Here is an 8,871-nt window from a genome sequence, read left to right as displayed (position 1 = left end):
GGTGTGGCTTTGGCCAGGGGGGGGGAGGGGTTTTCAAACGGTGGGGGGAGGGGGTTTCCCTGTTTTTTGGGGTGGTTTGGTGGTGGGTTTGTGGGTCGGCCCCCCCTGCCCGGGGGGGCCGGTCGCCGGGCCGGTCACAGGGTGGCGGCCAGCTCCATGGCGCGGATGCCGAGCGCTTCGACCTCGTGGGCGTCGTCGGCGTCCGGGAGGGTCTGGGCGACGGAGGTGACGGCGTGCAGCACGCCACCGGCGGACAGGTCCCCACCCTGGATGAAGTGGGCGAAGATGTCGGCCCGGCGCTCCTCCGTGAATTTCAGCCGCTGGGCGACGGTGGTGATGGTGGCTTCCGGGTTCTTGATCCGGGTCGCGGCCGTCTCCTGGATGGACCGCAGCTGTCGGACGACGTAGTCGTGGTCAAGGAAGGTGCTGACGGCGTCGGTGGTCTGGGAGGTGACCAGGTCGAGGGTGCGGGCCTGGGTGGTGTCGCTCCACCGGATCACCCCGTCCTGCTGGCGTCCGCCGATGTGCACGGACCGCATGACGTCCTTGGTGATCACCATTCCGTTGTCGCAGACCTGGACGACCAGTCGGGGCACGATGGTGAACGCCCCGCACCCGGTCTCGCTGTTGCTGATCTCGAACCCGGCGAAGACGGTCGGGTTGTCCGCGCCCCTTGCGCCGGTGAACGGGCTCCGGTAGTCCTTCAACAGCTCAGGGGCGTAGGCGCTGACCTGCGGAGCGGTGATCTTGACGTACATCTTCCGGTCGGTGAGGTCGCACTTGTCCAGCCGGACCTCGACACCGGCGTCCCGCACGCCCTGGAGCGCGGCGGCGAGGATGTCCAAGTTGTCGATGATCCGATAGCTGGGGCTCAGGAAGGCGCGGGCAGTGCCGGTGTCCTCGCCCGCACCCGGGCGAAGCGTACGGATCATGAACGACTTGTCGGCGCGGCTCTCGTGACTGAGCCACCCGTTGACGTTGCTGTCCCACAGGTGCGGGGCCTCGGTCCGGGTCTTCCGCAGGTAGCCGACAGGAATGCCCAGCTTCTCGGCGACACCGGATTCGCAGACGTCGGTGAGCCGGAACTCCGCAGGCTTGCTGGTGACTCCGTCCGGGGTGAGGTCGTGGTCCGCGTCCTTGATGATCAGTCGGCCGCCCTCGGCGCGGATGGCCCCGACGGGGGCGACCACATCGGTCTTGCGGGGGTGCTGCTCGCGGAGAATGCCCACGATCTCGGAAAGGCTCGCGTTGCGGGTGGAGGTCCTGGCCAGGGTGACGGTCATGTGTGAGTCCTTCGCGCCGGGGTCTGTCGTGGGTGCCGGCCGGGGTTGCCCTCCCCGCCCAACAAGAACAATATTACCTCATTAAGGGTTTTTGGTCAACCCTCTGGATATGGGTTCACCCGGTCGCGGCGTTCACCTCCTCCGACATCGCACGGAAGTGCGACACGGTGACGGCAACCGCCCAGCGGCGGGCGCGGGCGGGGGCGGCCCCGCTGGCCGCGCCCCATGCGGCGGCGGCGGACAGGCCCGGCCGGACGGACAGGTCGGGGCTGATCACGTAGTGCGCGCCGGGGAGGTAGGCGTCACGCCAGGCCAGGCCGATCGTGTGGAGCGCCAGCACGAACGACCAGCGCAGCTGTCGCCGGGGGGTGAACCGGCCTTCGGCGAGAGCGGCGGCCACCTTGGCATGGGCGGCGGCCAGGAAGGTGTCGAGTTCGACCAGTGCGGGGCACGCCCGCTGCCAGTCGGCGACGGCCAGGGTGGGTGCGGGCGGGAGCGCGGCCCACTCGGCCGCGGCGACTTCCCGGACCACTGCGGCGGCGGCGTCGAACTTCTCGCCGATGTCGGCGAGGACCGCGAGCACTTCGCGGGAGCGGACGGGGCGGGCCACGTCGGAATCGTGCTGAACGTCAATGATCTTCAAGATGCTTCCTCGGAGTGCAGGGCGGGGCCCGGCCCGGCGGATCGCCGGGCCGGGGGCGGGGATGGGGCTACCGGAGGCCCGCCGCCCAGAGCAGGCCCGCAAAGCTTCGGGCGATGTCGGCGAGGTCGTCCCGGCCCCCGATCCACGTCGGGGCCTGGTCGCTGCGGATCTGCGCGTCGGGGCTCGCCCACATCGCACCCCGGAACAGGGCGTACTCCTCGCCGGGGGCGGGGATGCGCAGCTCCCACGTACCGAGCTCCTCGCACATGACCTGCACCGCGTAGGTGCGGGCACCGGAGACGATCACGACCGTGCGGGGTGCGCGGGGAATACCGAGTTCGGTGAGCCGGTGGTCGAGATCGACGGCGACGGCCAGGCGCTCCGCGCAGGGGAGTTCGGCAATGGCGTCGGGGGTGAGCCAGCACCAGGCGCAGCCCGACCCGCCGCTGTGGCCACACTCGGCCTGCTTGGCCGCGTTGATCTCTTCGAGTCGGTCGCGGTCGAGAGTGATCGTCATGCGTTGACGCCTTTCGTTCGGTCCATCGCGGGCGCCGGTCGGGGTTGCCCTCCCCTCCCAACAAGAACAATATTACCTCATTGGGGGTTTCTGGTCAAGCTTGACGACATAGTTCGGCACGCCGGTCGGACGGCTGACTGACCGTCAGATCAACGGCCGCACCTCCCCCGCCCCCCGACAGCTGCCTGGGGTCCGGGGCAAAGAGGCCGCCCGGGTCAAGGGCCGGCGCAGCCGGTGGCGAAGCCACGCGAAGCGCCCTTGAGGCGGGCGGCCGGCTCCGGATACTGGGCCGCGGAGGGGGGCCGGGGGAACCACGCAGCGGGGCGCCCGGACCAGAAAAGGGCGCCGCGCCGAAGGCGCGACCGAACCCGCGCCGTACGGCGGCCACCGTGCGGTGGCCGCCGTACGGGGACCTCAGAGCGGGTCGAGTCCGGCGAGTCGCTCGCAGGCGGCTTCCTCGCGGTATCGGTAGTAGGCCTGGAGGGCGAGTTCTTCCCGGTCGCCTTCGACTCCGGTGGCGTCGGCCAGGTGAAGCAGGGCAGTGATCACGTCGCGGATGATCACAGACACACCTTCGACGTCGGCGGGCTCGCCTCGGTACGAGCCGGGATCGGTGGAGATGAAGGCGCGGACGGCGACCAGCGCGGAGTCGGCGGAGTCGGCGGAGGGTCGTTCGGGGGCGAGGACGGACACAGGGCTCCTTCTTGCTGCGCGGCGGGGTGGGTGGGGCGGAGCGTCGGGTTCAGCAGGAAAGGGCCGGGATGTCGGCCGCGCGGGTCGGGGTGAAGTCGAGATCCCGCTCGACCATGATCGGAAGGACCAGGTGCCCCGGCTTCGCGGTCGGCGTGAGGTAGAGCTCCTCCAGCTCCACCAGGTGGATGTAACCCCATTCGCCCTCGGGGTAGTTGACCCTGGCCCAACCGAAGGCCAGGCCGCTGGCCGGGTCCACCTCGGCGATGTACCAGTCCGAGCCGCCGGTGAAGTAGTGGATGTGGAGGACCTTCTCCTCGAAGGACTGCCCGTCGGTCGCGTACAGCTCGGGGATCTTCTCCAGGTCGGCGAAGGGCGGGTAGAACTCGTGTCCTCGCGCGTGCCGGTTCTGCTCGGGCATCGCCCCCCAGGCCCAGCTCGCCGGTTCGACGCTCGCGCTGTGCAGTTCGATCATGTTCGGCCTCTCGGTTTGTGCTTCGCGGGCCGGTCTCCGGGTTGCCCTCCCGTCGACCTGATGACATCAGTTTACCTCGCTGGGGGTTTCTGGTCAAGCTTGAGGGCATAGTTCGGCACGCCGGTCGGACGGCTGACTGACCGTCAGATCAACGGCCGCACCTCCCCCGTCCCCCCGACAGCTGCCTGGGGTCCGGGGCAAAGAGGCCGCCCGGGTCAAGGGCCGGCGCAGCCGGTGGCGAAGCCACGCGAAGCGCCCTTGAGGCGGGCGGCCGGCTCCGGATACTGGGCCGCGGAGGGGGGCCGGGGGAACCGCGCAGCGGGGCGCCCGGACCAAAAAGGCAGCCGCGCCGAAGGCGCGACCGAATCCCGCCACAGGCGGCCGGCGGCGACAGCCGCCCAACAACACCGCCGCGCCGAAGGCGCGACCGACCCCGGACCGAGGGCACCGCGACCGGGGCGGCCGGTGGCGGTGCCCCCGGGTCAGCGGGGCGGCTCCTCGTCTTCCCGGCGGGGGACCACCGGGGCGAGGGCGGGGTGGACTTCGGCGATGCGGCGGAGGCGGCAGCGGGCGTCGGCTCGGGCGGCCTTGCTCGGCGACTCCAGACTGGCCTCGGTGAGGACGTGGGCGAAGCTGGCGAGGGCGGCGGCGGTGCGCAGCACCACGCGGCGGGGCTGGAAAATCGCCGCGCAGTCGCCGAGTCGGCGGGCAGCGGTCCAGGAGCGGTAGACCTCGCGGTCGGCGGGGGTGAGCGGCTGGCGGCCGGCCAGTCGGGCGTCGATCCAGTCGGCCAGGTGGCCTCCGACCTCCACGGTCGTGGTGGTGCTCGCCTCGGGGTGGCGGAGTCGGGTCCATCGGTCGATTTGGGTCTCCAGCACACCGAGCCGATCGGCGGCTGGGCGGAGGTCGTCAGCTTCGCGGGTGGCCCGTGCCAGCTGGCGGTCGGCCGCCGACCGGAGGTAGCGGGTGTGCTGCGCGTGCCGCTGGCGGTCCAGCCGGTACTCGCTGGCGATCTTCTCTCCGACCTCCTTGGCTCGTGCGCGGGCCTTCTCGGTGGCCAGCTCGTAGGTGCTTCGGTGGAGCTGTTCCCACGGGTCGCGGTCGGCGGGAGCGCCGGGCTCGGGGAGCGTGATGCCGTCGTAGATCCATGCGTTGTAGACGGCGAGTCGGTCGGTGTAGCTGCTGGGGCCCTCGTCGGGGTCGTAGCGGCCGGAGACGAACCGGATCCGGGTGTAGGCGTCGGGGTTGTCGGCCTCCCCGGGGGCGGCCTCGGGGTGCAGTGTGATGGTGCCGATGACGTGGGGTGCGCGGACGGTGTAGTAGGTGAGGCCGGTCTCTGCGTGCTCGACCTCGTAGCGGAGCAGCAGGCGGGTGCGGGTGTAGGTGGTGATCAAGAATTCTCCGGAGGGGCCGGCCGGGCCTTCGTGGTCCGACCGGCCGGTTCGGTCAGCTTCGGGGGGCGGTACTGGGCAGGAGCGGCGGGCCGCCGTGCTGCTCGGCGGCCTGGTTGATGGCCTTGGGCAGACGGAGGACCACAACGGACTGGAGCCAGAGCAAGCCGACGACGACAGCGAGCAGGGGGTAGGTGATGAGGAGTTGGTCCCGCAGGGTGGCGACCACGGTGGCGGCGATGACGGCGAGGACGACGGCGAACATGCCGCGTTGGACGGTGTTGATGATGCGGGTCAGCTCGCTCGGGGGCGGGGCGGTGGGCATGGAGGGCCTTTCGGCAGCGGTGGTCGACGGGTGGAACGGGTGTCGGCGAAGGGGCGTTCGGTGTGGCCGGCTCACCCTCCCATGGGGACGGTGCCGTAGTAGAAGGTGGGAAGGATGGTCAGCAGCGGCATGGGGCTGTCGGGGTGGACGTCCTCGGGCCGGTAGTCGTCGCGCGGCATGGCCACGCTGATGAGGAGACAGTCCTGGCCAAGGAAGTCGTGCCCGATCCACCGTGAGGCGTAGACGGTCTGGGGTAGCCACGAATGCTCGGCGCTGCGCCGGATCGGCGCCAGCATGGCCTCCGTCAGCTCCTCGACCGTGGGCGGCAGGGCGTCCGGCTCGCGCCAGCGCCAGACCGGCGGTTCGTCGCCTGCCGCTGCCGAGGGGATCGGGTTGTTCCGCATGGCCCAGCGCACGAACGGCAGGGTGGGGCCGTGGCTGTACGTGCTCGGGCTCCGTCCGTCGGAGTAGAAGCGTTCGTAACGCGGGACCTTGCTGTTGCCGTGGTAGCGCCAGACCAGCCGGAACTCGCCGCGTCCGCGCGCGGTGTCGGCCGATGTCGTCACCACCCATCCGTCGCCGGTGTTGGTCTCGTCGGCCGGGGACCACTTTGCGTCGGCGGTCCAGCCGTGGCGGCGGGCGTAGGCGACGACGGCGGCCACGGTGGCCGGTGTCTTCGTGGGGGCCGGGCGGACTGGTGCGGCGGGGGTGCCGTTGGCGGGTTCTGCGTCGGGCGTGGTGGTGCTCAAGCTGTCCCTTCGTGGGCGGGGTGGGGTGGGGTGGGCCGGGCGGAGGAGTCCGCCCGGCCGCAGGGTGATCAGCTGGCCATGGCCGGTGTCGGCCAGGAGCCGACGGCGGGCGGGGTGGTCGGGACGGGCGGGGCCTGGACCGGCGGCCAGGTGGCGTCGAACGCGCCGGGTGCGGCCTGGACGGGGGCCGCTGCCTGCTGGGCGGGGCGGCTTCCGGCCTTGGTGACCTCGACGGTGGCGAAGCGCATGCACGCGCCGACCTCGTCGATCTGGAGCTCGGTGTAGACCTGGCGGGGTCCGTCGGCCGGCTGGTGGGTGCGCTGCTTGAGGACACCGGTCACGACGACGCGCGCACCCTTGGCCAGACTCGCCGCGATGTTCTCCGCGTACTGCCGCCAAGCGACGCACGGCATCGAGATCGAGTCGCCGTCCCGGTAGCTGCGGGTGGAGCTGTCCCACGCCCGCTCGTTGGAGATGACGGTGAAGACGGCCCGCGCGGCTCCGCTGTCGCTGTACTTGAGCATCGGGTTGTCCGCGAGGTTTCCGACAATGGTGATCTTGGTTTCGCCTGCCATGGTTCCTACTCCTCTTAGCGTTCGATACGGGCGCCGCCGCGCGGGCCCAGGGTGATCCGGAAGTCCGGACCGCCACCGAACGGCACTCCGATCCCGGCCATCTCCTCCGCCTCCGCGAGCATGTGCTCGTCGGTGATGAGGTAGAGGTCGGCGAACGACTGCTCGGTGCAGCCGGTTCGGGGATCGCGGGCCCGGCTCCGCAGCTGGTCCGCCGCCTGGCGGATCGACGCGACGGGCTCGGGGTTGCCGCTTCCGGAGAACGGATTGGTGAAGTAGGCGATGTAGCGCGGGCTCATGTCCGCCCTCCGGTTGTGCCGTGGTCTCTGCCTGCTGGTCGGGGGTGCCATCCCCTCCCAACAAGAACAATATTACCGCATTGAGGGTTTCTGGTCAAGCTTGAGGGCATAGTTCGGCGCGCCGGTCGGACGGCTGACTGACCGTCAGATCGACGGGCGCACCTCCCCCGTCCCCCCGACAGCTGCCTGGGGTCCGGGGCAAAGAGGCCGTCCGGGTCAAGGGCCGGCCGCAGGCCGGTGGCGCAGCCACGCGACCGGAAGGAGCGCCCTTGAGGCGGGCGGCCGGCTCCGGATACTGGGCCGCGGAGGGGGGCCGGGGGAACCGCGCAGCGGGGCGCCCGGACCAGAAAAGGGCGCCGCGCCGAAGGCGCGACCGCTACCACCGCCGCAGGCGGCCGGCGGCGGCCACCACCGGGAGGTCCAGAAACGAGCTCAGTCGGTGGAGGTCGTGAACAGGTCGGCGGTGCCCATGATGCAGGCCGAGGTGGTCACCTCGCGGCGATCCGGGCCGTGGCCGGTCGCGAACCGCACGGAGGGGTGGGCGTTCGCGCACTGCGGATCGTGTCCACCGTCGTTCGGGACGGCCGGCTCGCCGGGGTCCATGACATCGGTCAGCAGATGCCACCCACCGGTGAAGCGGCTCAGGCTCCGGGACGGCGACGCGCCTGGAGGTACGGACCACTTGATCCAGCAGGTGAGAGGAGTGCTCGGGGTCGGGCATGCGCTCGCTCCTGGTCTTGTGCCGGTTCGTCGCCTGACAATTTCAGAGGCGGGGCTGATGCGGTCAACGGATGCCTGCGGGGAGGTCGGCTGGTCTATGCTGGAGGTTCTGCACGCCCCCTCTGTGGGGTGCTGTGGTCTCTGGCCGGTGGATGCGTGCCAACGCCCTTCGGGGTACCCGTTCGCGGGTGTGTCCACCGGCCTTCCGCTTGTCTGCGGTCATGGACGGATGGTCGGCCGGTTGGGCGTCTGGACCGGCGGGGGCTGGATCAGCTGTACCGGGGTCGTGGTCGTGGTGGTCGGCGTGGTCCTGGTGGCCGGCTGCTCCACCGTGAGGTCGGCGAGCATCGCGCGGAGGGGGCCGGTGTTGCCGTTGAACGACGCGATGGACGCCAGCGTGTTGCGGTCGGGGTCGAGCCGGGTCCAGTCGATCGGGTGCCCGGCGTCGGCGGCGAGCTGGCCGAGGAAGGCCCGTTGTGCCCTCCCGTTGCCCTCACGGAACGGGTGCAGGGCGTTGACGTCGCCGTAGAGGTCGGCCAACCCGGTGAGGAAGCTGTCCCGGTCGAGGCCGCGGAGGTAGTCCTGACGGCGTGCGAGTCGGCCGAAGGTGTCGTCGGCGAAGCCCGGGATCATCCGGACGAGGCAGAACTGGGTGTTCCCCTTGGCGATCTCGATGGAGCGGACTTCCCCCGCCCACGGGTAGATGCTGCCGAAGACCTCGCGGTGGAAGCCCTGGAGGTGGGCGAGGTCGTACCGGCCGGGAACGGGCTTTTCGGCGATCCGGGTGAGGCGGGCGGCCGTGATGTCGGCTTCGGCGGCGGCGAGCTGCCCTTGGTCGGTGATGCCGAGCCGGTTGCGCAGGACTCCGCTGTCCGGATCGGCGTAGGGGTCGGCCACTGTCAGGGGGTCGTCTGCTCTGCGCCCGGCGTGCGGTGGCGGGCTTCGGCTCGCTGGACCAGCTCGTCTGCGGTGATCCGACCGGCCGCGTACTCCTCGGCGTCGGTGAGGTAGTCCGTGCTGGGGGTGAGGCCCTCGGCTCGGACCGAGCCCGTGGCGGAGGTGACCGCCCGGCGGCGGTCCTCCGGGGTGGTGACGGGGTGGTGCATCGGGGTTGGCTCCTCGGGTTCGCGCGGGGCGGGCGCGGGTTCTCTCATCAGCGTACGTGCCCTGCGGTGGTGGGCACGCTGGGGCCGGGGTGGTCGGCGGG

13 protein-coding genes are annotated in these 8,871 nt (G+C 71.1%); all 13 read right to left on the bottom strand.

Translation table 11 applies throughout. From position 1 onward, the window contains the following. Nucleotides 1-134: 134 nt before the first annotated feature. The 13 genes from ACFVX9_RS04015 to ACFVX9_RS03955 all read right to left on the bottom strand — a co-directional run bounded on the left by ACFVX9_RS04015 (nt 135) and on the right by ACFVX9_RS03955 (nt 8,770). Nucleotides 135-1,283, bottom strand: coding sequence for a DUF932 domain-containing protein (locus ACFVX9_RS04015; RefSeq protein ID WP_380375070.1), 1,149 nt, complete (start codon nt 1,281-1,283; stop codon nt 135-137). Nucleotides 1,284-1,398: 115 nt separating this feature from the next. Next, on the bottom strand, nt 1,399-1,926 hold the full coding sequence (locus ACFVX9_RS04010; protein ID WP_387980282.1) for a hypothetical protein: 528 nt from the start codon (nt 1,924-1,926) through the stop codon (nt 1,399-1,401). A gap of 67 nt (nt 1,927-1,993) precedes the next feature. After that, nucleotides 1,994-2,443, bottom strand: coding sequence for a hypothetical protein (locus tag ACFVX9_RS04005; protein ID WP_387980280.1), 450 nt, complete (start codon nt 2,441-2,443; stop codon nt 1,994-1,996). 414 nt (nt 2,444-2,857) lie between these two features. Beyond that, nucleotides 2,858-3,136, bottom strand: coding sequence for a hypothetical protein (locus ACFVX9_RS04000; protein WP_380375066.1), 279 nt, complete (start codon nt 3,134-3,136; stop codon nt 2,858-2,860). 49 nt (nt 3,137-3,185) lie between these two features. Further along, a complete protein-coding gene (locus ACFVX9_RS03995; protein WP_380375064.1) occupies nt 3,186-3,608 on the bottom strand; it encodes a DUF2958 domain-containing protein in 423 nt (140 codons plus the stop codon). A gap of 482 nt (nt 3,609-4,090) precedes the next feature. After that, nucleotides 4,091-5,002 (bottom strand): hypothetical protein, encoded by a 912-nt coding sequence (locus ACFVX9_RS03990; protein ID WP_387980277.1) that lies wholly within the window; start codon nt 5,000-5,002, stop codon nt 4,091-4,093. A 52-nt stretch (nt 5,003-5,054) separates the two neighbouring features. Further along, nucleotides 5,055-5,324, bottom strand: a complete 270-nt coding sequence (locus ACFVX9_RS03985) for a hypothetical protein (RefSeq protein ID WP_359904914.1) — start codon at nt 5,322-5,324, stop codon at nt 5,055-5,057. A 71-nt stretch (nt 5,325-5,395) separates the two neighbouring features. Next, nucleotides 5,396-6,073 (bottom strand): hypothetical protein, encoded by a 678-nt coding sequence (locus tag ACFVX9_RS03980; RefSeq protein ID WP_387980275.1) that lies wholly within the window; start codon nt 6,071-6,073, stop codon nt 5,396-5,398. 68 nt (nt 6,074-6,141) lie between these two features. Next, nucleotides 6,142-6,648, bottom strand: coding sequence for a single-stranded DNA-binding protein (gene ssb / locus ACFVX9_RS03975; protein ID WP_387980273.1), 507 nt, complete (start codon nt 6,646-6,648; stop codon nt 6,142-6,144). 14 nt (nt 6,649-6,662) lie between these two features. Continuing rightward, nucleotides 6,663-6,944, bottom strand: a complete 282-nt coding sequence (locus ACFVX9_RS03970; RefSeq protein WP_387980271.1) for a hypothetical protein — start codon at nt 6,942-6,944, stop codon at nt 6,663-6,665. A gap of 432 nt (nt 6,945-7,376) precedes the next feature. Continuing rightward, nucleotides 7,377-7,547, bottom strand: coding sequence for a hypothetical protein (locus ACFVX9_RS03965; protein ID WP_387980269.1), 171 nt, complete (start codon nt 7,545-7,547; stop codon nt 7,377-7,379). Nucleotides 7,548-7,883: 336 nt separating this feature from the next. Continuing rightward, nucleotides 7,884-8,561, bottom strand: coding sequence for a Fic/DOC family protein (locus tag ACFVX9_RS03960; protein WP_387980267.1), 678 nt, complete (start codon nt 8,559-8,561; stop codon nt 7,884-7,886). A 2-nt stretch (nt 8,562-8,563) separates the two neighbouring features. After that, the gene (locus tag ACFVX9_RS03955) at nt 8,564-8,770 is read right to left on the bottom strand and encodes an antitoxin VbhA family protein (protein ID WP_387980265.1); all 207 of its coding nucleotides are present in this window, start codon (nt 8,768-8,770) and stop codon (nt 8,564-8,566) included. Nucleotides 8,771-8,871: the final 101 nt, after the last annotated feature.

Source organism: Kitasatospora sp. NPDC058243 (assembly GCF_042882025.1).
Classification (GTDB): domain Bacteria; phylum Actinomycetota; class Actinomycetes; order Streptomycetales; family Streptomycetaceae; genus Kitasatospora.
The sequence above is the reverse complement of the archived record's forward strand: the minus strand, read 5'-3'. Positions and strand labels throughout refer to the sequence as shown.

What these genes read in the sequence shown, in the direction of transcription:
- ACFVX9_RS04015 (WP_380375070.1), bottom strand. Translation starts at nt 1,283, where the DNA reads ATGACCGTCACCCTGGCCAGGACCTCCACCCGCAACGCGAGCCTTTCC.
- ACFVX9_RS04005 (WP_387980280.1), bottom strand. Translation starts at nt 2,443, where the DNA reads ATGACGATCACTCTCGACCGCGACCGACTCGAAGAGATCAACGCGGCC.
- ACFVX9_RS03995 (WP_380375064.1), bottom strand. Translation starts at nt 3,608, where the DNA reads ATGATCGAACTGCACAGCGCGAGCGTCGAACCGGCGAGCTGGGCCTGG.
- ACFVX9_RS03985 (WP_359904914.1), bottom strand. Translation starts at nt 5,324, where the DNA reads ATGCCCACCGCCCCGCCCCCGAGCGAGCTGACCCGCATCATCAACACC.
- ssb (WP_387980273.1), bottom strand. Translation starts at nt 6,648, where the DNA reads ATGGCAGGCGAAACCAAGATCACCATTGTCGGAAACCTCGCGGACAAC.
- ACFVX9_RS03970 (WP_387980271.1), bottom strand. Translation starts at nt 6,944, where the DNA reads ATGAGCCCGCGCTACATCGCCTACTTCACCAATCCGTTCTCCGGAAGC.
- ACFVX9_RS03965 (WP_387980269.1), bottom strand. Translation starts at nt 7,547, where the DNA reads ATGGACCCCGGCGAGCCGGCCGTCCCGAACGACGGTGGACACGATCCG.
- ACFVX9_RS03955 (WP_387980265.1), bottom strand. Translation starts at nt 8,770, where the DNA reads ATGCACCACCCCGTCACCACCCCGGAGGACCGCCGCCGGGCGGTCACC.